The sequence below is a fragment of the Halomonas sp. AOP7-E1-9 genome (assembly GCF_052376035.1).
GTDB lineage: Bacteria > Pseudomonadota > Gammaproteobacteria > Pseudomonadales > Halomonadaceae > Vreelandella > Vreelandella citrativorans.
In genome coordinates this window covers 121,387-144,862 of record NZ_JBQSVC010000006.1, presented here as the reverse complement: position 1 = coordinate 144,862, position 23,476 = coordinate 121,387, and the positions used below count along the sequence as shown (strand labels likewise).

General features: G+C 53.0%; 22 protein-coding genes. 6 read left to right on the top strand and 16 right to left on the bottom strand.

Annotation, left to right across the window (positions count from 1 at the left end; genetic code table 11):
- The first annotated feature begins 54 nt into the window (after positions 1-54).
- The 3 genes from ACT3R4_RS05845 to ACT3R4_RS05835 are packed head-to-tail and all read left to right on the top strand — an operon-like array spanning position 55 to position 2,503.
- On the top strand, positions 55-792 hold the full coding sequence (locus ACT3R4_RS05845) for a hypothetical protein (RefSeq protein WP_319643864.1): 738 nt from the start codon (positions 55-57) through the stop codon (positions 790-792).
- A gap of 4 nt (positions 793-796) precedes the next feature.
- Positions 797-1,384, top strand: a complete 588-nt coding sequence (locus tag ACT3R4_RS05840) for a FlgO family outer membrane protein (RefSeq protein ID WP_441678367.1) — start codon at positions 797-799, stop codon at positions 1,382-1,384.
- A gap of 24 nt (positions 1,385-1,408) precedes the next feature.
- Positions 1,409-2,503, top strand: coding sequence for a glycosyltransferase family 9 protein (locus ACT3R4_RS05835; protein WP_441678365.1), 1,095 nt, complete (start codon positions 1,409-1,411; stop codon positions 2,501-2,503).
- On the opposite strand, the gene ACT3R4_RS05830 is transcribed toward ACT3R4_RS05835, so the two are convergent.
- From ACT3R4_RS05830 to ACT3R4_RS05755, 16 genes are all read right to left on the bottom strand, one after another.
- On the bottom strand, positions 2,440-3,723 hold the full coding sequence (locus tag ACT3R4_RS05830; RefSeq protein ID WP_441678363.1) for an O-antigen ligase family protein: 1,284 nt from the start codon (positions 3,721-3,723) through the stop codon (positions 2,440-2,442). The genes ACT3R4_RS05835 and ACT3R4_RS05830 overlap by 64 nt on opposite strands.
- A 149-nt stretch (positions 3,724-3,872) precedes the next feature.
- Positions 3,873-4,151 carry an MBL fold metallo-hydrolase RNA specificity domain-containing protein gene (locus tag ACT3R4_RS05825; protein ID WP_441678361.1) on the bottom strand — a complete coding sequence of 93 codons (279 nt, stop codon included), beginning with the start codon at positions 4,149-4,151 and terminating at the stop codon, positions 3,873-3,875.
- 161 nt (positions 4,152-4,312) lie between these two features.
- Entirely contained in the window at positions 4,313-4,864 is a 552-nt protein-coding gene (rfbC, locus tag ACT3R4_RS05820) for a dTDP-4-dehydrorhamnose 3,5-epimerase (protein WP_441678359.1), read from the bottom strand.
- On the bottom strand, positions 4,864-5,748 hold the full coding sequence (gene rfbA, locus ACT3R4_RS05815; RefSeq protein ID WP_441678357.1) for a glucose-1-phosphate thymidylyltransferase RfbA: 885 nt from the start codon (positions 5,746-5,748) through the stop codon (positions 4,864-4,866). The genes rfbC and rfbA overlap by 1 nt, the downstream gene beginning before the upstream one ends.
- Positions 5,749-5,779: 31 nt before the next feature.
- Positions 5,780-6,673, bottom strand: a complete 894-nt coding sequence (gene rfbD, locus ACT3R4_RS05810; protein WP_441678355.1) for a dTDP-4-dehydrorhamnose reductase — start codon at positions 6,671-6,673, stop codon at positions 5,780-5,782.
- Between the two features lie 928 nt (positions 6,674-7,601).
- Positions 7,602-8,660: a dTDP-glucose 4,6-dehydratase gene (gene rfbB / locus ACT3R4_RS05805; protein WP_441678353.1), complete on the bottom strand. Its 1,059-nt coding sequence runs from the start codon at positions 8,658-8,660 to the stop codon at positions 7,602-7,604.
- 408 nt (positions 8,661-9,068) lie between these two features.
- Positions 9,069-9,362 carry a hypothetical protein gene (locus ACT3R4_RS05800; RefSeq protein ID WP_496203797.1) on the bottom strand — a complete coding sequence of 98 codons (294 nt, stop codon included), beginning with the start codon at positions 9,360-9,362 and terminating at the stop codon, positions 9,069-9,071.
- A 496-nt stretch (positions 9,363-9,858) separates the two neighbouring features.
- Positions 9,859-10,281, bottom strand: coding sequence for a helix-turn-helix domain-containing protein (locus tag ACT3R4_RS05795; protein WP_441678349.1), 423 nt, complete (start codon positions 10,279-10,281; stop codon positions 9,859-9,861).
- A complete protein-coding gene (locus ACT3R4_RS05790; RefSeq protein ID WP_172116149.1) occupies positions 10,281-10,592 on the bottom strand; it encodes a type II toxin-antitoxin system HigB family toxin in 312 nt (103 codons plus the stop codon). The genes ACT3R4_RS05795 and ACT3R4_RS05790 overlap by 1 nt, the downstream gene beginning before the upstream one ends.
- A 45-nt stretch (positions 10,593-10,637) precedes the next feature.
- Positions 10,638-10,814 carry a hypothetical protein gene (locus ACT3R4_RS05785; protein ID WP_441678347.1) on the bottom strand — a complete coding sequence of 59 codons (177 nt, stop codon included), beginning with the start codon at positions 10,812-10,814 and terminating at the stop codon, positions 10,638-10,640.
- Positions 10,815-11,030: 216 nt separating this feature from the next.
- The gene (locus tag ACT3R4_RS05780; RefSeq protein WP_441678345.1) at positions 11,031-11,807 is read right to left on the bottom strand and encodes a SapC family protein; all 777 of its coding nucleotides are present in this window, start codon (positions 11,805-11,807) and stop codon (positions 11,031-11,033) included.
- A gap of 121 nt (positions 11,808-11,928) precedes the next feature.
- The gene (locus ACT3R4_RS05775; RefSeq protein ID WP_496201206.1) at positions 11,929-13,521 is read right to left on the bottom strand and encodes a hypothetical protein; all 1,593 of its coding nucleotides are present in this window, start codon (positions 13,519-13,521) and stop codon (positions 11,929-11,931) included.
- Between the two features lie 398 nt (positions 13,522-13,919).
- A complete protein-coding gene (locus tag ACT3R4_RS05770; RefSeq protein ID WP_441678341.1) occupies positions 13,920-14,132 on the bottom strand; it encodes a DUF6447 family protein in 213 nt (70 codons plus the stop codon).
- Positions 14,133-14,221: 89 nt separating this feature from the next.
- Positions 14,222-14,773: a hypothetical protein gene (locus tag ACT3R4_RS05765; protein ID WP_441678339.1), complete on the bottom strand. Its 552-nt coding sequence runs from the start codon at positions 14,771-14,773 to the stop codon at positions 14,222-14,224.
- A 261-nt stretch (positions 14,774-15,034) separates the two neighbouring features.
- The gene (locus tag ACT3R4_RS05760; protein WP_441678337.1) at positions 15,035-15,826 is read right to left on the bottom strand and encodes a SapC family protein; all 792 of its coding nucleotides are present in this window, start codon (positions 15,824-15,826) and stop codon (positions 15,035-15,037) included.
- 95 nt (positions 15,827-15,921) lie between these two features.
- Positions 15,922-19,803, bottom strand: coding sequence for a beta strand repeat-containing protein (locus tag ACT3R4_RS05755; RefSeq protein ID WP_441678335.1), 3,882 nt, complete (start codon positions 19,801-19,803; stop codon positions 15,922-15,924).
- A 532-nt stretch (positions 19,804-20,335) separates the two neighbouring features.
- Here ACT3R4_RS05755 and ACT3R4_RS05750 point away from each other — a divergent pair.
- The 3 genes from ACT3R4_RS05750 to ACT3R4_RS05740 are packed head-to-tail and all read left to right on the top strand — an operon-like array spanning position 20,336 to position 23,353.
- Entirely contained in the window at positions 20,336-21,115 is a 780-nt protein-coding gene (locus tag ACT3R4_RS05750) for an ABC transporter permease (protein WP_441678333.1), read from the top strand.
- Complete coding sequence (locus tag ACT3R4_RS05745) at positions 21,105-22,400, top strand: ABC transporter ATP-binding protein (RefSeq protein ID WP_441678331.1); 1,296 nt, start codon at positions 21,105-21,107, stop codon at positions 22,398-22,400. Before ACT3R4_RS05750 ends, ACT3R4_RS05745 begins: the two co-directional genes overlap by 11 nt.
- Positions 22,397-23,353 (top strand): GNAT family N-acetyltransferase, encoded by a 957-nt coding sequence (locus ACT3R4_RS05740; RefSeq protein ID WP_441678329.1) that lies wholly within the window; start codon positions 22,397-22,399, stop codon positions 23,351-23,353. Before ACT3R4_RS05745 ends, ACT3R4_RS05740 begins: the two co-directional genes overlap by 4 nt.
- Positions 23,354-23,476 lie beyond the last annotated feature (123 nt).

Here is a 23,476-nt window from a genome sequence, read left to right as displayed (position 1 = left end):
TGGTAAAACTAGACAAGTCTATCAAAGACCCTATGACACGATAAGGAACCTCTGGTGCAGAGCTGCTTAAGCCATTTACTAACGCCCCCATTATTCCGTATTGCCTGTGCAGGGTTTGCAAGCTTACTGCTAAGCGGCTGCTTCTATGCCAACACCTCGCAGGCCCCCATCGCCACCACCTACCCCTATACTGAGCAGCAACGCATGCAGGCCGCTCATCACTGGGAAGTACTGGCGCGCTATGAAACCAACCGCATTCTACAGCGTGAGCGCGTGCGTTTTCGGGATTTATATATTACCGAGCCTGACCACCAAAGCCTGAGCACGTATAGCGGCGGCGAATTTGAACGCGGTTTCCGCACGCTACTGACCAGCGAGCTCGTTTCGCGTGGCGCCAACCTCACTACGCTGCCAACGGCCAACACCGCTGACGTCCATATCGGCGTGGAAGTAGTTGAACACCGAGACCGGGGCTTTATTCGCCCGCCAGTCGGTACCTTTACAGCCCTAACAGCAGGCATTGCGGTCGCGACTATTCCGTATAACCACTGGGCAGAACCCGCGCTTGGATTAATACCCGCCGGGATTGCTGCCGACGCCGTTAGCGGTAGCTGGACCTCTACAGGCAATGAAGAGGTTATTATCACCATTCAGATAACCGACGATGAGCGTATTCTTTACTCCTCATCGAATATCTATTACATCAATGCAGGCGACCGCCGCCAATATGCGCCGCATCGCGTTCCGCAAGCACCGGCTGTCCCCTCTATCCCGGTAACAGGTACCTGGTAACGCCATGCATTTCATACCGTCGACATCATCGCATCCGCACACGTTTCTAGCGACTAGCCGCCTGCTATTGATGGGCCTTTTGCTGCTTTTCATAGCGGGCTGTGCCACGAACAGTGCTAACAGCAAGCCGCGCCCGCCAGAGCCCGACCTTTCTGAGCTGGCGCATAAAGCCGCTCAACAGATGGTGGCTGGCAACCCAGAGATCACGCGCTACAACCCCATGATTGCCGCGACCTTTGTCAACATCGACAACCTCACGCAATCCTCCACGTTTGGGCGTATCAGTTCGGAAATCATGGCCTCAGCCCTTGCGCAGCAGGGTATGCAGGTGCGTGAAGTCAAAATGCGTCACAGTATGTTTATTGAAGAGAAAGTGGGCGAGTTGATTCTTTCTCGCGAGGTGCAGAGCTTAAGCTCACAATATAATGCACGCTCTATTTTGATGGGCACCTATGCCCAAGGGCAGGATTATCTCTACGTAAGCACACGCGTAGTACGTTCAAGCGATGCCATGGTATTGGGCAGTGCAGACTTTCAAGTAAAGCTGGATAATAACATGCGTAGCTTGCTGGAAGGCCAAGGGGGCTGGTAAACGCGCCCATCGTGAACACTCACTATGAGCCACCTACTCAACTGCCCTGTATGTCTCACCGGCAGTGTCGTTTTAATCGTTATTATCGGGCTCGGCAGTATGAAGATATGGAAAGATAAATCAGGTTATTTCAAGAAGAAATCACTACAGTGGACCAACCAAACACGCCACGAGGATATCGAGCGTGTTTTAGTGATACGCCAATGTGCTTTTGGCGACTATATGGCGGCCCGCCCCTTTCTGGTTGAATTAAAAAAGACCTTCCCCCACGCGCACGTGACGCTGGCAACCACCAGCAAATATCGCTATGCCGTGCCTGAAGACCTGGTCGATGACATTTTCATCCATGACACATCAACCGGCATTAAAGAACAGTACACATCGCTTAAAACGCTTGGTAAGTTCGATATTGTGTTTGATCTTGCGGATACCTCACGCTCAAGGGCACTCACGCTATTGAGCAGTGCGCATTTAAAAATGGGGTTTCCATATCGCCCTTGGTACAACCGATGGCTGTATGATGTTACTCTGCCCCGCTCAAACTACCATTACGAAGCCGAGGTCTTACTCGACTTCTTAAGCGTATTCGGCAACCAGCCCTCGTACCCGCTCGATTTTGCGCTGCCCGCTCACTCCCCAAGCGAGAGCGCTCGCGCTATCTACTATTTCCCCTTCGCGTCTGGAACCAATAAATCTGTTCCACAGGACGTATGGAAGGCGCTTATGTTACGCACTGCCTCACAGTTTCCTGATTATCAGCATATTTTGCTGGAAGGGGCCAACGAGAGTGAAAAAGGGGATTTCCTGCTCGCCGAGGCCTCGCAGCACGCCAACATTACGATCCAGCACAAACTTCCCCTGGAGGAGCTTACGCACACCATGGCCCAAGCAGATTTACTTGTTTGTGGCGATACGGGCGTAAGAAACCTGGCACTGGCCACGCACACGCCCACCTTAGGCATTTTTTATTCGACGCTGCCTTACCGCTATTGGCCCAGGTACGAGCCACAGCATACGTGTTTATTTAACCAGGATGGGCGCATCCCCGACGTTGATCAAATTCTCGAAGCGATGGCGTCGTTCGTCGAGCGCGCCTGTTCAGTAAATGCCTTGGCATAAGCACGGTAGCTCCCCCATAACACGGCAAGCCAGAAGGCATAAAACATGGCCCCGCTGTTATGGGATAAAAACGTCTGAGACAGCCCGAAGTCAATGTACGCGACCGGCAACAACGTACCCGCCAGCGCCAAGGCTCTTACCTCAAGATGTGGATGCTGCAAACCGGATGCAAACATTCGCATGGGCACCAGGTATAAAAAGAGCAACACAAATAGCCCTACCATGCCGCGCTTGGCAAAAGCATCAACAAATTCATTGTGGGCGTGGCCAAACTGCGTGGCGGCCATCGTGATATCGCCCTGCTGACCCAAGCGCACCATTTCTGCCTGGTAACCGGACTCCCCCCACCCAAGCAAGGGGCGCTCACGAATCAGTGATGACGCCCCGCGCCACATTTCAAAACGCAGGCCAAGCGATGTATCGCGCTCCGTCCCCGACACATACTGGTGAACATCGTTTATTCCCGCATGAACACGCTGCTGCACACCCGTTTGAGGCAACGCGTACATGGTGACGGCAATCGCCAATAACGCCCCGACGGCCGCCAGCTTGATACTCATACTCAGTTGACGCCCATAGCCGCGATATAGCACATAGCCCACCACCGGCAAGCCAATCCACCCGCCACGGCTTCCCGAAAGCAGTGATCCCAACATGCCAAGCAATGCACCTGCCAATAGCATGGTCACCCACATCGAACGATAACGCTGTACCATTGCCCAGCCCAGCCCCGCCAAGCACAACACGCCCATTAGCATACTCAAGTTGCCAAACTGAATAACGTGGAGATATCCCCCTGCGCGCTCAACGCCAATCACGGATTTCTGCCATAACGCCCAGCTACCCGCGCCCCCAGCACCTACCGCCATACCCGCCCAAAGGCACGCCTGCCGCGGAGGAAAACGTACTATCAAGAGCAATACGGGTATCGCTAATAAAAAGCGCATGGGTATATCAAACCCGCTGCTCCCCAAATCAACCACTGAAAGACCACCCACCACACAGCCATAGAGCGCTAACGCCAGGATCACCCAACGGTCCGAGGCGCCAAGCGAATAAGGAGCGCGCTTGAACAGTAGCGTCGCACTCGCCAGCAACAACAACGCCGCCCCGACCGAGTAACCCGTAGGCACCACAAGCGCCAGCGCACCCATTAAAAATACAGCAGCACTTGTAAACGTGCGCAACGGATCAGCGCCAGGCAGTGGAGAACTCAGCATAACGGGAAAACCTAACCAGTACAGGAAGCCACAAATAGTAGCATAACCGCCCCGTCGTCACTGAAATGGCACGTTCAATGCCAAGAGCAAGCTTTAGCCAGCGATAGGGTTGAATCCCCCCCCAGAGGCTCGGGCTTCTGCACGGGTCGTCAGGGCTGATTGACCGGTAGCGTGACGCGGATCGGTTTACCGTGCTGATCCGCCATTGCTTCAATCGCGGTTTTGAGCGTTTGTTTGGCTGGGGTGTCGCCATGAACAAGGCGTACTTCATGGGGCCAGCGGAGCATTTGCTTGATAAATTCCAGCAGGTCCGCCTGATCTGCATGAGCGAAATATCCACTAATGGTGGTCACACCAGCGCACATACCGCTTGCCCCAGCGCGATGAACAAGCGTAGAAAGAGGTGTGCCTAGCGTATCAAGTGCCATAAAACACTCTACCGATGTGATTGGACTTACACCGTATAGCGAAACAAAACAAACGTAAAACAAGACAAAGCAAACTTAGCCATAACGGCAAGAAAAAACTGCCCACCAAGGCTCAAGAGCCATGGCGGGCAATGACAAGCAACAAAAAGCGAGCAACCGCGTTACTGCGGGTAAACCTCAGCGGCGGTGAATGCGCTGCCTGCCTGGTCTTTCTCTGACAGTGCAAACTCTACCGGCAAAGTGGGCCACTGGATCGCCAGTTCCGGGTCATCAAAGCGGATACAGCGCTCAGATGCTGGATGGTAATAATCCGTAGTCTTGTACAAAAAATCAGCCGTTTCGGAAAGCACTACAAACGCATGACCAAAGCCTTCTGGCACCCACAGCTGGCGGCTGTTTTCAGCAGAAAGCTCAACGCCTACCCACTGGCCAAAGTGAGCCGAGTGTTTACGCAAATCGACCGCTACATCCCACACAGAGCCTTGCACCACGCGTACCAACTTACCTTGTGGCTGCTCTAACTGGTAATGGATGCCACGCAGTACCCCCTGACGGGAGCGCGAGTGGTTATCCTGCACAAATTCACGCGTGCAGCCCGTGGCCTCTTCAAACGCCTTCTGATTAAAGCTTTCCATAAAGAAGCCGCGTTCGTCGCCAAATACCTTGGGCGTTAATGCCACCACGCCGGGCAGCGAGGTCTCTTCAATCTGCATTACAGGCTCCCTTTGGCATCCAGCCGCGTCAACAGGTACTGACCATAGCCGGTTTTAGACAGTGCATTCGCGCTCTCACACAGTTGAGCATCACTCAGCCAGCCCTGCAGCCAGGCAATTTCTTCCAGGCAGGCTACCTTCAACCCTTGGCGGTGCTCAATGGTTTGTACGTACTGGCTGGCTTCCAGCAAGCTATCGTGGGTGCCGGTATCCAGCCATGCAAAGCCGCGCCCTAGGCGCTCAACACGTAGGTCGCCACGCTCAAGATACGCGTTATTGATGCTGGTAATTTCCAGTTCGCCGCGCTCTGAAGGTTTCACCTGTCGGGCAATGTCCACCACATCATTGTCGTAGAAGTAGAGGCCGGTAACGGCATAGGGCGACTTCGGCGTAGCAGGCTTTTCTTCAATGGAAACCGCCTTGCCATCATCATTAAACTCGACCACGCCAAAGCGCTCGGGGTCTTTTACTAAATAGCCAAACACCGTGGCGCCGCTTTGCTGCGCAGAAGCCCGTTTCAACTGGTCCGAAAAGTGCTGCCCGTGAAAGATATTATCGCCCAGCACCAAACAGACGGGTGCATCACCAATAAAATCTTCACCGATCAAAAACGCTTGCGCCAGGCCATCCGGGCTTGGCTGCACCGCGTACTCAAAACGTACGCCGAACGCGCTGCCATCGCCCAGCAGGTTTTCGTATTGAGGAAGATCTTCAGGCGTAGAGATAATCAGGATTTCCCGAATCCCGGCCAACATAAGTACCGAAATGGGATAGTAAATCATCGGCTTGTCATAAATAGGCAGTAGCTGCTTTGAAACACCGCGTGTAATTGGATGCAAGCGCGTACCGCTGCCTCCTGCCAAAATAATACCTTTACGTTGCATCGCTTTTTGCTCCTGGCTCATGGCTGCGCGGTTAACGCGAGCGGGCTATTTCTTCCACTGTCAGTGCCAGTTGGCTTTGCCAATCCGGCAGCTGTACTGCTAGCGCTTTTTCAAGTTTATCAACGGATAGCCGCGAGTTCAGCGGGCGCGCAGCGGGCGTCGGGTAATCCGTGGTTGGAATAGCCGAAACGCCGTCCGGCGCAATGGCCAACGGTAAACCGCACTGTTCTGCCATCTTAAAAATCTCACAGGCAAAGCCGTGCCAACTGGTTTCACCACGGGGCGCCAAATGGTATACCCCGCCTGCCAGGGTGGCACCTTCGCTTAGCAGCCTCGTTAGCGCCTGCTGCGTTATCAGCGCGATCAAACGCGCAGGCGTCGGCGCACCCACTTGGTCATTAATAATGCTTAACGCCGAACGCTCCGCTCCCAGGCGCAACATGGTGGCTAAAAAGCTTTTACCAAAGGCACTGTAGACCCAACTGGTACGAAAGATCAGGTGCTGGCAGCCGCTATTCGCTACCGCCTCATCACCGGCAAGCTTGGTCGCACCATAGACGTTGCACGGCCCGGTGGTGTCGCTCTCCTGCCAGGGCGCACTGCCTTGGCCGGTATATACATAATCAGAAGAGTAATGAATCAGCCATTTGGATTGCTGCTGGCAGTATTCAGCCAGTTGAGCGGGCAGCGCCGCGTTCAGGCGCTCAACCATTGCCTGGTCGGATTCAGCGTTATCCACCGCCGTATAGGCCGCCGCATTGATCACCACATCGGGCTGATGCTGCGTCAAGAAAGCACTTACCGCGCCCGCATCAGAAAGATCAAGCGCTGCTCGATCAGGGGCTAATACGTCGCCCACTGTGGCAAGTTGGCGGCGTAGCTCGAACCCCACCTGGCCGTTACCGCCGGTAATCAATACCTTCATACCGCATTCCTTTGTTAAATCTTGAATTTGATCACCGCATCAACCACTAACACAATGTTTACCAAGCCCCAAGGTCTGATGAACTGGGCTCCCAATATTTGCCCAGCCCTGGAGGCCTGATAAACAGGGTTCCCACAATGGTCGGCCAACCCTTGGAGGCCTGATAAACTGAGACCACAATACTTGCCCAGCCCCAAAGGTTTAATAAACATTGTGGGAGCAGGCTTCAGCCAGCGAATGGGGCTAGGCCCAACCCTGGGAGGCCTTTGGCCTCCTTCGCCGATGTGTCGGACCACCAATAAATTGGGCTCCCACAATGATTATCCAGCCTTGGAGCTTGAATTGGACTCCACAATGTTTACCCAGCCACAAGGCTTAATGAACTGATTCCAGCAATGTTTACCCCCCCCCCCCAAAGGTTTAACAAACATTGTAGGAGCAGGCTTCAGCCAGCGATGGGGTTGGGTCCAACCCCGAGAGGCCTTCGGCCTCCTTCGCCGATGTGTCGGACCACCAGTGGAACTGGGCTCCCACAATGATTATCCAGCCTTGGAGCTTGAATTGGACTCCACAATGTTTACTCAGCCCCGAGGCTTGATGAACTAACCCCAACAATGTTTACCCAGCCCCAAAGGTTTAATAAACATTGTAGGAGCAGGCTTCAGCCAGCGAATGGGGTTGCCCCAACCCCGGGAGGCCTTCGGCCTCCTTCGCCCAGTGGAACTGGGCTCCCACAATGATTATCCCGCCCTGGAGCTTGAATTGAACTCCACAATGATTATCCAGCCCCGAGGCTTGATGAACTAACCCCAACAATGTTTACCCAGCCCCGAGGCTTGATAAATCAAGCTCCCACAAGGTTAATCTGCCTCTCGGGCCAATGAGGTTGTGAAAGCAGTTCAGTCAGCGACCACAAAAGTAACACCCTTTACAAGCTACCCAACCGCTCGCCTTGATAGCTGCCGTCTTGCACGCGCTGCCACCATGTACGGTTATCAAGGTACCACTGCACGGTTTTACGCAGCCCGGTTTCAAAGGTTTCTTCCGGGCGCCAGCCAAGTTCGCGTTCGATTTTACTGGCATCAATCGCGTAACGCAGGTCGTGGCCTGGTCGGTCTTGTACGAAGGTGATCAAATCGCGGTAACGATGCTCAGCGGGCACCAGTTCCTGCAATAAATCACACAGCGTTTCGACCACCTCAAGGTTCGCCTTTTCGTTATGGCCACCGATGTTGTAGGTTTCGCCTACCATGCCCTCGGTCGCGACCTTTACCAGCGCACGGGCGTGGTCTTCTACGTACAGCCAATCACGCACCTGCTGGCCATTGCCATATACCGGCAACGGCTTGCCCGCCAGGGCGTTTAAAATCATCAACGGGATCAGTTTTTCAGGGAAGTGGTACGGCCCATAGTTATTGGAGCAGTTGGTTACCAGTACCGGCAGGCCGTAGGTACGGTGCCAAGCACGCACCAAGTGGTCCGAGCTTGCCTTGCTGGCGGAATAGGGTGAGCTGGGTGCATACGGGGTTTCTTCGGTGAAGAGGTCTTCCGGGCCTTCCAGGTCGCCATACACCTCGTCGGTCGAGATATGATGGAAACGAAACGCCGAGGCTTTTTCAGGCGCGCTTGTTTGCAAGCCTTTCCAGTAATGACGAGCCGCTTCCAACAGCGTGTAAGTGCCCACAATGTTGGTTTGAATAAACGCCGCTGGGCCATCTATAGAGCGGTCTACGTGCGACTCTGCCGCCAAGTGCATCACCACATCCGGCTGGTAGCGCTCGAAAATCGCCGCCATACGCGACGCATCACCAATATCGGCCTGTTCAAAGGCGTAGCGCTCGCTACCTTCAACACCCGCAAGCGACTCTAAATTACCTGCATACGTTAACGCATCGATATTGACTACGCTGTGATCAGTTGACGCCATCAAATAACGCACAACGGCAGAACCGATAAACCCTGCCCCACCGGTAATCAAGATGTTCATCGCAGCTCCCAAGCTGAGAATTAGCAAATAGCCCAATATAGCCCGCAGCACACCAGCAAAGGTGAAGCCGTTGCGAAACTATTGGTAATAAATAGGCGGCAAAGATACCAGAAAACGTCGTCTAGCTGCACAACCAACGCCCATGTAAGCGCCTGGCTAGCCTGTGTACTACCGCAATTGATCAGTAAAAAACGGCCCTCTTCATCAAAGGGGGCCGTTTTAACATCAGGCAAGGCATACCGGAAGATAGTGCTATACAAATGCCCAAAGTTCTGAAGTGCCTGCAAATAGCGCATCGTATTGTGGCTTGGTATAGTTCACGATAGTGTTTTCGATGCTGTTTTGGATGGCATTTATCTCACTTTGCGTTCCTCGGGCATCCAAAGCCTCAAGAGACTCATATCCTGCTTATTGAGCGGCGTTCAAATACACCTGGTTGGCTGTCTGCTCTGCACTCAAGAGCGTTTGAGAGTCGCTCGGCTTAAGTGTAAAGGAGAAGTCGGTGTAGTTAGTGTCTTTAAAACGCACATTAATAAACAGGCCATCGCGCGATGCCTCATTGAGCACAACCCCATGTTCATCGCCTGGCACAAACGCAAGTTCAGAGCTTGCCAACAGCCCCGTAATGAACAGTGCCTGGTCATTGGTTAGAGGTCCAACAGAGTCCACCACAATAACGCCTTCACTATTAGTCCCGACCACCGCACCATTCGTTACTGGAGCTTCAGGGGTCGGCGTTATATCAGCGGTTAATAACGAGCCGAACGATTAATTTAGCTTAATCAGATTACAAACGCTTGGGTCGCATGGCAATTTTTTCGGCATCGGTTGTCATGAGCCATGGATGTCAAACGTCATATAGGCGCAGTCGCCCTATCAAACAACTGCACGCTTGGCCCTGTTTGAAATAGTGCCTGCACGTAAGCGGTGCGGAAATTGTCGGACAGCGCCTGATTAAGCAAACGAGAAATATGCCCTGGAACGGAATGACAGATTATTAAAAGAAACACTAAAAATAATTAGCCATCAAAATCAAAGCTGAGATCGCCATCGTTTTCAAACAGCGAAGCCAGGCCTCCCGAAGTTGGCTCCCCCCTCTGCTCCGACACTATTTATCACGGCGCTCTGAGGCTAGCCCTGTGCGGCTGTGTGCCGTTAGTGCGGATTATTTGAGCATTTAACGTTGCCCAAGAGACCATTATTTAGCAGCTAAAAATAGAGCAGGCTCGACCCCAAAGCGGGCTGATAGTGCCTCGATATGGCGGCGTGTCAGGTCGCGTTTCCGATTAAGCACTTTTGAAACATAAGATTTGCTGCCGATTTCGGGAAGTTCGGCAGTGCCTAAGCCGTTCTGCTTCATTAGGAATTTCAGCATATCCACGCCATCCAGCGCCGCTATGGACTCGTTGAAGGCTGAGAACTCATGAGCGGTGTCCTCCCACTCCTCGATCACATCGGTAAGCCGCTCGATGAGAAAGTCATTATCCTCATTTTCCTCGTCTAGCAGCGTTTCCACCAGGGCCAGCGCTTCTTCGTACTCAGCGCGATTATGGATTCGTACGAGGAAAGGCGCCTCTTTAAATAGTTTGGCAGCGGGTTGGATAATAGCAATTGCATTCATTATCTCTTCTCCTGTGCGTATTTTTTGCACAGTTTGTTGTACTCGGCATGAGTCACCAGGTGCTTGGCAAACAACCGTTGTTTATCAAAGTCTATAAAGGCAATAAGCCTAAGATTGTTGCCCCCTATGTCAACCACCCACCATTTGTCCACGTATTTGAAGTTATCCAGGCTTGGGAACACGACTTTCATTTTTTCTGGGCTACTGAACCGGGATGACCTCAATACTTTGTAGGTTTTGTCTACTGCGGCAGCATCGTTTGGAAACTTGGCCATAGCATCAGCGAATGGCCCTCTTGATATAACTCTCATTGATCTGCCTGGCTGCCAGTTGATGTCATACTGGCAACCGGTGTCCTATTTGTCAACCAGCATTCTTTGTGTAGCGGCAAGAAGCATGTCACTTGGAAACAGGGGGCGAAGCTGATCACGCGTCACCTTTTTGCTGAACACCTTGTGTCCCTTGTCATCAATGGCATGTAGCTGAAAAACATGCTTGGCAAGATCGATACCCACAATGCTAATGTTATTCATGGATGGATCCTCTTTCACGATGCCGTCAGTGTTCTGCGCACATGAGATGAAGTGCTTCTTCATCCTGGCACAGAGGGACGGGTCCATCCCATTTCCCACAATGATTAGCAGGCCTTTTGAGGTTGAACCAACCTTGGTGGGGAAAAACCTTGCTACCCAGCGCCTGGCGGCGTGCCGATATCGCACTGGCTTTCGGTGGCGCTGCCACTCAGGTCTTTAACGGTCAAAATCAAAGCTTAAATCGTCATCGCCTTCCCCAAATACCGCGTTCAGGTCGAGAGTTTCCGGCACCGAGGTGTGTTCGGCGCGCTGCCTTAGCGCAGGCAACTGGTGGGTGCTAATCATCTGGGTATAAGCAATGGCCAGGGCGCCTTTCTTGCGCAGCGTGGCAAACGCCGCATCATCCAACTTTTGAAAGGCATGCTCATCGATGCGGTAAAGGTTGGGTACCGCAACGCCACCCACGGCGGGCAGTTTCCAGGGCGTTAGCAGCTTATGCGCTGCCAGGGCATCTACCGCTTGCTGGGTTTTTACAAGGTGTTTCTCCAGTTTGGTAAGAAACGCGAACACCTCGTTGACCGCTGGGGTTAGCCCGCGCCTTTCATCCAGCAGCGCTTCTTCAAAGCCCTGCTGGCCCGTGGCATCCAGCCAAGGGCTTTGCTGTTCAACCCCCAGCGCCCGCTGCGTGGACTTGGCACCCGGCGGGGTAATAATACGAAACGGCGGGGTACGCAGCCAAGCGGGAACATACCCCACTTCCCAGCCGTGCTCAGCGTTCAGGCAGTGGTTGGTGTCATTCGCCAGCCCCAACAGTGCTGAAAGCACAAACGATTCGCCTTGTTTTACAAACACCAGCGGCAGGCAGGCCGCCGCCTGGGCGGCTTCTGGGGCCACCACCGGCACCGTGGCTAGCGCCGCTGCGTGGCGGTAGTCGGTGTAGCGCCGCCAGCGCTGATGGGCAAGTTGCGGGCTTAACGGAAGACGTTGAGACATAAGCACGTAGCTCTATTAGGTGATTTTCGGAATGGAAAAAGCCCCAGTTTTAGGCCGGGGGCTTACTACTACGCTTCAGGACAAAGGGAAAGCCAACCTCCCCAACATCAAATGCCCAGGATTAGCCAACATCGGCGATGGGTAACTCTCCAACGCCCATCAGATCGACAGCCGTCGTGACCTCGTAACTTATGTCCATTTCGGCTGCCGTTACCATCAGATGGCCGGCGCTCATATCAGCATAGACCTCATCCAGCCCTCCCTCCTCATGATTGATCGCTGAAACCAAAAACTCCGCAACACCTGCTTCTGTATAACCAACCCGCGCATGAACCGAGATTTCAAACATCTCAAGGTTCGCACCTTCACCAAGCACTTCATTGAATGTCAACGTAAAGGCATACGCTTCTTCCAGCTCGTCTGCGAAGCTAATGTTAAAGGCTGCCGACCAAACCTCGTTAGTTTCAGGCGTGTCTAGATCGTACTCTGGGTCATAGTTCTCATGATCCTGAGCATCCGTTAGCGCTTGGGCAGCCAGGGCCTTGGCTTCGTCGTAATCTTCAGCTGTTGGTTCTAGCGCTGTATCGTAATCAGCATCATAGTCTTCATTAGCCCGTGCGCTAACGACTGCCTGTGCTGCCGCTTCCTTGTCTGCATCGTAATCAGGGTTAAGAACGGGACTTAAGCCACTTTCAACAACGTTGAATTTTGGTTTTGAGACATCATCGCCACCAGTGTTGTCGTTGCCACCGGTGTTGTCATCGCCGCCGGTGTTGTCATCGCCGCCGGTGTTGTCATCGCCGCCAGTGTTGTCATCGCCACCGGTGTTGTCGTCGCCACCGGTGTTGTCATCGCCACCGGTGTTGTCATCGCCACCGGTATTGTCATCGCCGCCGGTGTTGTCGTCGCCGCCGGTGTTGTCGTCGCCGCCGGTGTTGTCGTTGCCGCCAGTGTTGTCATCGCCGCCAGTGTTGTCGTTGCCGCCGGGAGTGCCACCGCCCTGACCGGTATCACCTGAATCTTCGTTGCTGTCGCCGTCGCCGTCTTCATCACTACCTGTGTCTTCGTCTTCACCGGTGTCTTCGTCTTCACCGGTGTCTTCATCTTCACCGGTGTCTTCATCTTCGTCGTCTAACTGGGCCTGCTCTTCCAGCTCGCGCAATTTCTGTTCTAAGGTTGCAGGGTCATCGGTAACGCCAGCAGTTACTTCTTTCAGCTCGCTTATATTGGTAGATGACAAGCCAAGCTCGATGGTGTGCTTAATGCCTGCCTCTACCTTGTTTTGAAAGGTTGCGGCGGCCTGAGCGAAATTTTCATCGGTCGTGGTTATCAGGAATTCGCCTGCCTCGACCAGAATTTCGCCGGGATGGCGGCCAGCGGCCAAGCTGTCATTAAAGAACGCAAAGGCTTCTGCATAGGCCGCGCTGCTTTCATCAATGCCAATGCCTGAAAGCACCAGATCAATCTTCTGCTTGTCGGTGGTCATGCCATCGAACTGGGCGTTAAAGGCATCCGTATTGGCCAAATTAACCGCTACTTGACCAAGACTTAACCCAGCGTCCAAATAACCCTCAAGCTCGGCTAAAAATGTAGCGCCGGGAGGTGCATCAAACATGATGGTGGTCAGTGCAACCAGGTGCTGCTTCTGTTCTGTCGTCGCCATTTCCTCTACCCCTTTAATTAACAAGCTAACAAGCATTGACACGCCAGACATCTGACTGGCGCCTGCTACATCACTATATCAACCATACCTAGTTTAGATTAGCTTTTAAAAAAATTGAATGGCGTTTAAACGCTACTATTATTCAAGAGCACGCCATGGTTTACACGCCCTTGAAAGCGCAAGGGACGTTTTCTCTATCAAGCACCCACCCATGGAGGGCAAGAGCGAGCGCTGGGGCTGGAGCCGCGCGCTGGTTTGCGTAGATTGATCGCGCCGTTTGCGCTTGTGTCATGGGGGTAAGAGGAGGGCTTTCTTCGTACAGGGAGACGGTCACCCGAACACGCCACCGTTGAGCGGGTTTCACCGGCTATTGACCACGCCTACCACGTTGACCAAAAAAAGGATGCGCAGGGCATCCTTTTTATCACCGGTTGGCGTAAGCCACGCGGTTAGTGCTTGGTCGACTCGGGTAATTCAGTTTTCAGCGCATTGGCATAAGCCGTGCGTGCTGTTTGAGCAATCGCTAACTGATGGTTTAAGCGCTGAATTTCCTGATCCGTTACCCGTAAATTAATGACCTGATTGCGTGCGTTTTCAGATAAATCAGCAACGTTATATTCATTGCCGTCAATTGTAACTGTCTGTGCTTTTTCCTGTGCCATGAAAGGCTCCTTGGAGTCACCAAAAAAGAAGCGGTATTATTACAGGTGTCACCTCAAATGTCGAAGCCGCGCCTTTATTTTGCCGCCGGCTACGCGGCGGGCCTTGCGGTGAGTGCTTGTAATAAGCCGGCAATGTCGGCTGCTTCTGGCAGTTTTTGCGATGCCCGGTTGGGGTGGCGAACGGCAAATTGTTTCAGTGTGCTGGCAGGCAATGCGTCTTTCAACTGGGCCACTTTAAAGCGCCAGGCCAGCTGCACCGGTGCGGCTTGTGCGCCTTTTTCTACTACGCCATCCCCCTTTTCATTCCCCGCCACACCATACTGCTTTTCATCCCCCGCCACACCATACTCCACGGCGCCACACCCCACCACGCCGTACCCTTTAACATAAACGAACAGGCGGTCGCCTGGTTGGTAGTCGCGGGCGGCGTTCAGGCTCAGTTCAAGCGTTGGCGCTTTCACGGGCCAACGGGCTTGTGCCCACTCTTGTGGCACGCTGTGCCAGTAATAGCGCGGCGCTGGCCGTGGTTGTTCGGGCAAGCTTTTGAGCAACTGTTGGTGGCACGCTGTGCGTGCCGCCGAATATAAGGCCAACCGCTGGCGTAGCTGCGCAATATGTTGGTCGACGCGATTGAGGTTCACAAGGCTTTCTCGCGCTCGCACACTCAACGCCCACGTGGGGTATCGACGGCCTCCTATTACGACGCTTTTGGGTAATTCAGACATCAAATTGCGCTCACATCGCCATCAATAGGGTGCCGTATTCTACTCAATTCGGGTCTTTGGGTAAAAGTTGTTTTGCGCGTACCGGTATTGTGCACGTTGTTAACCGTTACGTGCCTTAGCACGCCCACTAAAAAGGGCTCTAACGAGCCCTTGTGCGAACATAAAACCTGATGACGCTTAGCTGTCAAAGTCGAAAGAGAAGTCGTCATCGCCTTCTTCAAACAGCTCATCTAACGACATGGGCGGTTCTCCAGAGTCGCCAACTTGCCCAGAGGCTTTTTTAGCTAGCAAACCATCTTGCAAATTGGTAAGCGAGCAAAGATGCGCTTCAATTAAATCAAGCGCCCCCGTTTTATTGAGTGCCGCCAATGTTTCTCCGGTGCTCTCACGGAAAGCGGCTAGATCAATTATACGAAAACCTTGCAGACCTTTGTCTTCACCATTTTTAACTTTAATATGAAGGCTTTGCTTGACTAGCAACCCAGCATCTTCAATTTGTTTAACTAATTGAGTTGTTCGTTGACTATCTTTTTGCAGATTAATCAACACTTTCTGTACTTCTTTAAGTAACTGGCTTGGCTGCCCTTCCTCAAATAGTGGCTGACCAGCATCTGCTATTAGCTGGGGTGCGCTACGATCAACCATTACTGAAAATTTTTGTTGCCCATCATCGCTTTTCGTAGATGCCGCTACAAAGGGATAACGCCGAATATGCGCCGGCACATACCGGCCCCACCATGAGCCATTGTTACCTAAATAGGCGTTAACACCTTTTTGAAAGCCAAGAATGGCAAGGGGTAAACCTGCCTCCATAGGAAAAACGAGCGTATATTCTCGAGCCACTTGCCAAGCTTCGCCTGAAAATACGGGCACGAGCATTTCATTGGCAGCATGAGAATAGTCAGGCTCACGAGCCAGCCCTAACGTTGCATGATGCTCAGAATTCAGCGCTTCAGGTTGCTTAAACATTGCCGACTCCTTTTAAAACTAAAAAGAAAAAAGCCACCCCAATGGGGTGGCTTTAGGGGCTAAATATTTACAGCATGATACTGCAAAGTAAAGCCTTACGCGAAGTTGAAGTTCTGCTCAACAACATCAGTTGCAGTAATGCCAGTCAGGACAATCTCCCAAGATACTTGACCGTCATCGTTCTGCGCTTCGCTAACGATACGAGTGTCAGTACCGTCTTGAATAATATCCAAACCAGCATAGCCAGTGATACCAAGATCGCTGATATCTAGAACGGTAGCGTTATTAGTATTTACATCAAGAGTACCATTACCGAAGACTTTTGCGTTGTCAATCGTCCAAGTAGATACATCCGCATCATTACCTTTCTCACCAGTAAACTGGAAGATTGAGTTATGGGCAGTATCAATAGCATCTTCGTTAGATAGCGTTACTTTTGCAGAGTTTTCACTCATTACGAAAGTAACGTCGGTCTCATCAGCATCAACGATTGCACCTTGCTGCATTGTCAGCGTAACTTCACCAGCGTATTCAGAAACATCAATACGCGTCAGTGAGTTAGGCAGCTCAGTAGCAGTCAGATCCAGCGAGTCATAAACACCGTTGCTATTAACGCCACCTTGATCACCACCGGTGATGTTCAGTGTACGTGCATCAACGTCCAGCCCGAGGGTAAGATCACGTGCGTCGCCGGTAGCCGCAGCAGCATCAGCTGCGTGTGCAACGTCAATGTTGATTGCGCGGTAGTCATCGATGTCGAAGCTGTGAGTCTGACCTGTGGCCAGCACGCTCAGCAGGTTGACATCGATAGAAGCGGCCGGATCAGTACCTGCGCCTGCATCATCAGCTGCATCCAGCTCGATGAGGCCAGTTTGCGTCTGACCATTGACAACTTCACCATCTGCATCAAGGTTTGCGTCACCCAGGTTTACGACAGCGCCGTTACCCAAGTTAATCAGCTCGAATGCACCAACACTAGCAAGGTTGAACTCGGAAATAGCAACGCTAGAGGCGTTGAACGTTCCAGAAGCTGCTGTGTCAACTTGCAGGTCACCGAACATGGTGCCAGCAACAGAACCAAACTGAACGGCTTCGAAACCAGTGGCGTTCAGAGCGTTATTAGCGCCCATTGCACCGTGAAGCATCAGGGTGTCTTCTTCACCAGCAGTACCGGAAATGGTGTCAGTACCGTTACCAGTAATCTGGTTAAGCAGAGCGCCATTCAGGGCCAGGTTCAGGTTACCTGTCAGTGCAGAGCCATCGATGCTAAGCGCAGACTGAGCAGTACCCGGCAGGGTAGCCATGTTCTCAACGTTAATAGTCAGTTCTTGTGAGCCAACCAGATTAAGCGTGTTGACAGCAGCAGCATTCAGGTTAGCAATGGCGTTAGCAACAGAACGATCACCGCTTGAATCGATTGTCAGGTTACGTACTTCGCTTGCAGTGCCATCTAGCTGGGCATTGCTGTCTACCGTCAGGTTGTTAACCGACAAAACGCCGTCGGTGCGAACACCGTTGGTGCTGTTGGCCAAACGAGCGGTGTTTTCCAGAGTAACCGTGCGATCAGTACCTTGATCGTTGGTCAATTGGATAGTACCAAAGAGTTGATCAGCAGTGCTGTTGTTGCCAAGTGTCTGATTTTTACCCGATACGGTAACAGACTGGTCAGCCGCCATATTGATCAGTGTAGTATCGTCGCCTTCTGTAGGACGAACGGTGCTAAGCGCATCACCTGTTGCAGGAGTTACAGCTGCCGGGTTGTTGCCATCAGTTGCTACAACTACATCTTCAACACCAGCCATGCTAGTGAAGTTGTGCGTAGTGTTATCAACATTCCACTGACGCGTAGTAGCTGTATCAGTAAAGCCAGTACCTTCAACTTCGTAAGTCTGGAAGTTAGCAAACTCAGCGAACGTGTTGTTGGCGTTAGTACCATGAGACTGAGAAACAACGATGCTGTTCTCGCCTTCGCCACCGTCAACAGTAACGGCACGAACAACCGGCACGTTGATTACCAGACGGTCGTTGCCAGCACCCATATCAACATTCATTGCGAAATCTTGATCGCCGGATAGCGCTTGATTAGCACGAATATTGAAGAGATCGTCGCCTGTACCAGCAGTGTAGTTGAACTCAACTGTGTCTGTTGCGGAGTCAAGGTAGCGCGTGATGCTGTCGTTGTTCAGTTCGATACCAACGTTCAGGTCGCCCTGGAAACCATCAGCATTAACTTCGCGAACGTTAATCAGACCGGTGTTAGCAGCACGGCCGTCAAGCGTATCAGTACGAGCGCCTACTTGCAGGTCACCGTTGGCACCAATGTTTACCAGGTTAACGACTTGCAGGTACTCATTGGGTACCAGGCCGTTAAACTCAGCGCCATTGATAGAAGACATGCCTTGCAGATGGCTGTCACGGTCAACTTCTACGTTGAACACTTCAACACCGCGGCCACCAGAGTTGGCGCCGATGTTCAGGAAGCCACCCATGGAACCACCACCAGCGCCATCAAGGATAACGTCAGTTTCAGTCGGGCCTTCTTCTTCCAAGCGACCTACTTCAACGCGGTTACGCACGTCGATGTCGGCAGCCGCACCGAAGATCAGCGCTTCGCCGTCAACGATTTCAAACGGACGACCTTGCGCATCGTCAATGACGAACTGGCCGTTACCATTATTAGAAACGGTCAGGCCTTCCAGATTTTGCGCTTCAAGTTCAGCGGCAATCGCGGTTTCCAGCTCATCCCATGTATTAGCAGCAGAGATAGCTTCGCTTTGCAGAGTTACTGCTTCGCCGCCAACAGTGAAGTTAATTTCACGTACGGTGATGTTTTGCAGTTCTTCAGCGGTCAGAACCTGGTCGCCGTCGATTTGCTGAATAACAAGGCTCAGCTCGGAGTCAGAGCTAACATCGCCTTCCAGGTACAGCGGATTGAAGTAAGCATTCAAACTAACGTAAGGGTCAGTTTCACGCATACCGAACGTGGTGTCTTGAGTCGCGGTGCGAATATCTTCGATGCGGATGTTGGCACGACTGTTATCAGACCACCACTGCTCAACGCCCGCCATTTTTTCAGCGTCGATGGTTGCTTGTTTTGTGCTGTTATTAGCACCTTCATCGTTGTCAAGATTGTTAGCCTGCGCGCGCAGGAAGACATTCTGGATATTGGTGGTTTCGGCAGAAATAGCAACGCCTTGGCCGTTATCCTGAATAGTACCGGTCGCGATCAGGTCAGCACGCAGGGTGTTGGTGCTGTTTTCGCCGCCGTCTAAACGGTCGCCGGTTTCAAAGGTGTTAGCCAATGCACCAGAGCCGGTTTCGTTCTGGGTAACCGGTGCTTCAAACAGGGTGTCAACGCCATTGCCACCGGCATTTTCGCCAGTGAAGTTGTCAGCACGCTGTGTCAGCAGGAAGTAGTCGTTGCCGTTGCCATCAGACGGGTTGCCGTCTTCATCGATAGCTTGCTTAGCCGCTTCTACGGTTGCCGGGTCGGCGGTTACATTGCCGATAACGCCTTGCAGTTCCGCCAGGCTGTCGCCGTTTTGCTGACGGTCAACACTGAAGTAAGTCGCTACGTCAACCTTGTTGTTCAGCTGTGCTTGAACGTCGGTAAACTCTTCAGCGATGTCGTCACCCAGCAGGTACTCAAGGGATTCAACGATCAGTTGTGTTTCAGATGCACCTTGTGCAACACGTGCGTCAAAGTGAGCCTTCGCAGACGTGTACGCATCGGTACCGGCCTGGATACCCAGGTTAGCCAGAACTTTGTCGATACGGCCGTCAAGCGTTTCTACACCGTCAAACTGGCTCTGGTACTGGCTAGTGCTTGCCAGTGCATCTGCAAGGCCGTGATAGGACTGGCCGTTGTTTTCAAAGATGTTGGCAAAATCAGACAAATTCTGAGCGCCAGGTGCAGCATCGAACATGCCAACGGTCAAGGCAATGATGTTCGACTGCTGTTGTGAGGTAATAGCCATTTAGGTACAACTCCTTGCTTATGCGTGACAACGTTGTCGTTTGAGCCGAAGAATCAGACCCCTACGTACTCTTAACAGGATGAAACAGTCAGGCCATATCGTCAATTGGGCCTCGCGACGTCTCCCATCAACACAAACCGTATGGATAGACTGATGATGCTCCAAGTTAACGCTAAGAAGTATAGGCCCAATTCTGCCACTCAGGACGCAATATGCCTCCCTTCTTGAAACGATGCAACCTTAACGCGCTTATTTACCTATTCTTCAATGGTATAAACGTCGCCCAAAGAAAATTTTTTTTAATTAAAATCAATTATTTAACCCATAAAAAATAAAAAAACAGTGTTCTAACTCAAGTTCAACTCCGACCACCAAAAAGGGCTGCAAAGCGCCTTATTACAGCAGGTTACGCCTCAAAATGAGGTCTTTCCCTTGCCCCACCCAATCACTAGCCGGAGGAAATACCCAAGCAAGATGCATCTTACCAGGTGAGCAGGTAAGATGCGCCTCGACTTATATAGAGGGGTGGTTCGTGTTTGCGCATCGATACTTACTATGGCAGTTCATTAAGCGTGATATTGCGACCCGTTACCGCGGTTCCATGCTGGGTATTGGCTGGGCGCTGTTAAGCCCGCTATTAATGCTGGGGGTGTTCACCCTGGTGTTTCACGGAATGTTTGAGCTGCGCTGGCCGGTGTCGGCGGCGGGCGTGGCCCAGGTCGACTTTGCCTTGCAGGTATTTGTGGGCCTGCTGCTGTTTTCATTTTTTGCTGAAGTTTCAAGCCGTTCGCCGCTGCTGGTGGTGGGCCAGCCTAACCTGGTAACCAAGGTGGTGTTTCCGCTGCCGGTGTTAAGCGTGGCGGCGGTGTGTTCGGCGGGGTTTCAAATGCTGATGGGCGCGCTGCTGCTGCTGCTTTTTGCAGCCATTTTGGTAGCGCCGCAGCCAAGCTGGCTGGCGCTGCCGTTTATTTTGCTGCCGCTGTTTCTGTTTTTACTGGCGTTTTCATGGTTTTTAGCCGCGCTGGGCGTTTACCTGCGCGATGTTAGCCAGATGATGGCCATGTTTACCACCTTGATGATGTTTCTTTCACCGGTGTTTTACCCACTAAGCAATGTGCCTGAAAGGTGGCAGCCACTCTATTTACTTAACCCCCTAACACGCGCCTTAACGGACACCCGCGCCGCCCTATTTGAAGGGGCGTGGCCTTCCTGGGGGGTGTGGCTGGGTTCCATGCTGGCGGCGGTTGTGTGTTGTGGGTTGGCCTGGGCGTGGTTTGCACGGTTACGCAAGGGGTTTGCTGATGTGCTCTAACAACGCGGTTATTGCGTTACACCAGGTGGCCAAGCGCTACCGTATCTTTGAACGCCCGGTAGACCGCTTACTTACCCTGCTGCCCGGCTGCGAGCGGTTTGCCCGCCAGCGGTTTTTTAACGGTTTGCAGCCGCTGGATTTATCTATTACCCCAGGCGAGGTAGTGGGCGTGGTGGGCCGCAACGGGGCAGGTAAAAGCACTCTGCTTCAGCTTATTTGCCAAACCCTGCCGACCACTGAAGGCCAGCTTGAGGTCAACGGTAAAATTTCTGCCTTATTAGAGCTAGGCGCAGGCTTCAATCCGGATTTCACGGGCCGGGAGAACGTTTACCTGAGCGCCTCCATTATCGGCATGAGCAAGAAGGAAACGCTCACCCGGATGGATGATATTATTGCCTTTGCGGATATTGGCGAGTTTATCGACCAGCCCGTCAAGACTTACTCCAGCGGCATGTTTGTGCGCCTGGCATTTGCGGTGGCTACCTCGGTCGACCCGGATATTTTAGTGGTCGATGAAGCGCTTTCCGTAGGCGATGGGGCATTTGCGCGCAAGTCGTTTGAACGCATTATGGCCATGAAAGAGGCGGGTAAAACCATTCTGTTCTGTTCGCATTCGCTGTATCAGGTGGAGGCGATTTGCTCGCGGGTGCTGTGGATCGAAGCGGGTACGCTAATGGGCGATGGCGAACCCGACGAGATCATCCCCCAGTACCAGCGTTTTTTGGATACTGGGCTGCTGCCCCATGAACACCCGGACTACCAAGGCACGCGTGTAGGGGCGTTTGCAGACAACCAGGTATCGAGCGTTGCTGATACTGACCCTGGCGACACCCAACATACCGCCAATGCGGGCCCTGAAGGCTATGCGCGCTTAACCACCACCACCGTAACGGTGGATGGCGAAACTGGGCGCGAGCTGGATGCACTAAGCGGGCATTCCACCTTGAGTGTGGCCGTGGCCTTTACCTCTGACCCGGCGCTGCCCTGCCCCACCGTGGCGGTCACCCTTAGCAACCGAGACGGCCAGATTATTACCAGCGCCGCCACCTGGGAAGACAACGTGCCCTTAGCGCGCAATGCCCAGGGCGAAGGCGTGGCGCACCTGGTGATTGACAACCTGCCGCTGTTAAAGGGCCGCTACCAGGTGGGCGCTTATGTGTTCTGCGAGCAGGGGATTCACAGCTACGGCTGGGTAGACCCGGTGGCGACACTTCGCGTTACCCAAACCGGCGTTGCAAAAGGCGTGTGCCGCCTGCCTCACCGCTGGGAGGCGAAAGCCCCATGAGCAGCGCCACACGCGTAACGCTTCGCTGGGCAGAAGCCGCCGACCAGCCTGCCCTGCTGGCCCTGTTTGAGCGCGCCTTTGGGGCCAGCATGGCGCCTGAACTGTGGGCATGGAAGTACCCGGAAGGTGCGAAACAAAGCCTGCTAGCCGAACAAAACGGTGTGGTGGTTGCCCACTATGGCGGGCAGCCACGGGCCATGCAGGGGGTGGGGCAGGCGCTTAACTGCCTGCAAATTAGCGACATTATGGTCGACCCTAAAGCGCGGGGCGTGCTTACCCGCCACGGTGTATTTGCGCAAATTGCCGAACACTTTACCGACCAGGCCACACGCCCCAACGGCCCCTACGATTTTGTGTATGGGTTTCCCGCGCCCCGTGCCAGCAAGTTAGGCGAAACGTTAGGGCTTTATGCGCCACTGGACCAGCTTGTTCAGCTAAGCTGGCCCACCACCGAGCCGACACGTACCGCCCGATCCGTTCAGCCCCTGCCCGTAGGGGAATTGGCAGCGCTGAGCGATGACCTATGGGCGCATCAGCAGGCACTTGCCCAAACATGCCTGTTAACCGTGCGTGACCAAACGTGGATTGAGAAACGCTACGTCCGACACCCGCTGCATGACTATTCGGCGCTGGTGGTACGTTCACGCTGGCGGCGCCGCCCCGAAGCGGCACTGGTGTACCGAGTGCACGAGGACGCCGTGGAAATTATGGATATACTGGGCAAGCCAAGCGCCTATGCCGCGCTAGTGTCAGGCGTTTGCCAGCAAGCTGCCTGCCTGAAAAAGGCCACGGCATTTGCCTGGGTGACCCCGGCAGTTGAGCCTTTTTTGCCCGCTGCCGCCCAACGAGAAACGCTTTTGCCCGTGAATATTGCAGGACCGGATAAGGTGGCGTGGCAAGCGCGCTTCCAAGGGTGTGGCTTTATGACCGCAGGCGATACCGACTATCGTTAAGCGGCCCTCTATATATTAAGCGCCTCGTGTGGCAATAAAATATTCAAGATACGTTAGGACACCAGCAATGTGCCAGAATGACAGAGACACGTTGATTCTGACAGGTACTTACATTGTGGCTTA

Bases quoted from the DNA above. Each gene is read 5' to 3' on its own strand.
- ACT3R4_RS05840 (WP_441678367.1), top strand. From the start codon at position 797: ATGCATTTCATACCGTCGACATCATCGCATCCGCACACGTTTCTAGCG.
- ACT3R4_RS05835 (WP_441678365.1), top strand. From the start codon at position 1,409: ATGAGCCACCTACTCAACTGCCCTGTATGTCTCACCGGCAGTGTCGTT.
- ACT3R4_RS05830 (WP_441678363.1), bottom strand. From the start codon at position 3,723: ATGCTGAGTTCTCCACTGCCTGGCGCTGATCCGTTGCGCACGTTTACA.
- ACT3R4_RS05825 (WP_441678361.1), bottom strand. From the start codon at position 4,151: ATGGCACTTGATACGCTAGGCACACCTCTTTCTACGCTTGTTCATCGC.
- rfbC (WP_441678359.1), bottom strand. From the start codon at position 4,864: ATGCAGATTGAAGAGACCTCGCTGCCCGGCGTGGTGGCATTAACGCCC.
- rfbA (WP_441678357.1), bottom strand. From the start codon at position 5,748: ATGCAACGTAAAGGTATTATTTTGGCAGGAGGCAGCGGTACGCGCTTG.
- rfbD (WP_441678355.1), bottom strand. From the start codon at position 6,673: ATGAAGGTATTGATTACCGGCGGTAACGGCCAGGTGGGGTTCGAGCTA.
- rfbB (WP_441678353.1), bottom strand. From the start codon at position 8,660: ATGAACATCTTGATTACCGGTGGGGCAGGGTTTATCGGTTCTGCCGTT.
- ACT3R4_RS05795 (WP_441678349.1), bottom strand. From the start codon at position 10,281: ATGAATGCAATTGCTATTATCCAACCCGCTGCCAAACTATTTAAAGAG.
- ACT3R4_RS05790 (WP_172116149.1), bottom strand. From the start codon at position 10,592: ATGAGAGTTATATCAAGAGGGCCATTCGCTGATGCTATGGCCAAGTTT.
- ACT3R4_RS05785 (WP_441678347.1), bottom strand. From the start codon at position 10,814: ATGAATAACATTAGCATTGTGGGTATCGATCTTGCCAAGCATGTTTTT.
- ACT3R4_RS05780 (WP_441678345.1), bottom strand. From the start codon at position 11,807: ATGTCTCAACGTCTTCCGTTAAGCCCGCAACTTGCCCATCAGCGCTGG.
- ACT3R4_RS05775 (WP_496201206.1), bottom strand. From the start codon at position 13,521: ATGTCTGGCGTGTCAATGCTTGTTAGCTTGTTAATTAAAGGGGTAGAG.
- ACT3R4_RS05770 (WP_441678341.1), bottom strand. From the start codon at position 14,132: ATGGCACAGGAAAAAGCACAGACAGTTACAATTGACGGCAATGAATAT.
- ACT3R4_RS05760 (WP_441678337.1), bottom strand. From the start codon at position 15,826: ATGTTTAAGCAACCTGAAGCGCTGAATTCTGAGCATCATGCAACGTTA.
- ACT3R4_RS05755 (WP_441678335.1), bottom strand. From the start codon at position 19,803: ATGGCTATTACCTCACAACAGCAGTCGAACATCATTGCCTTGACCGTT.
- ACT3R4_RS05745 (WP_441678331.1), top strand. From the start codon at position 21,105: ATGTGCTCTAACAACGCGGTTATTGCGTTACACCAGGTGGCCAAGCGC.
- ACT3R4_RS05740 (WP_441678329.1), top strand. From the start codon at position 22,397: ATGAGCAGCGCCACACGCGTAACGCTTCGCTGGGCAGAAGCCGCCGAC.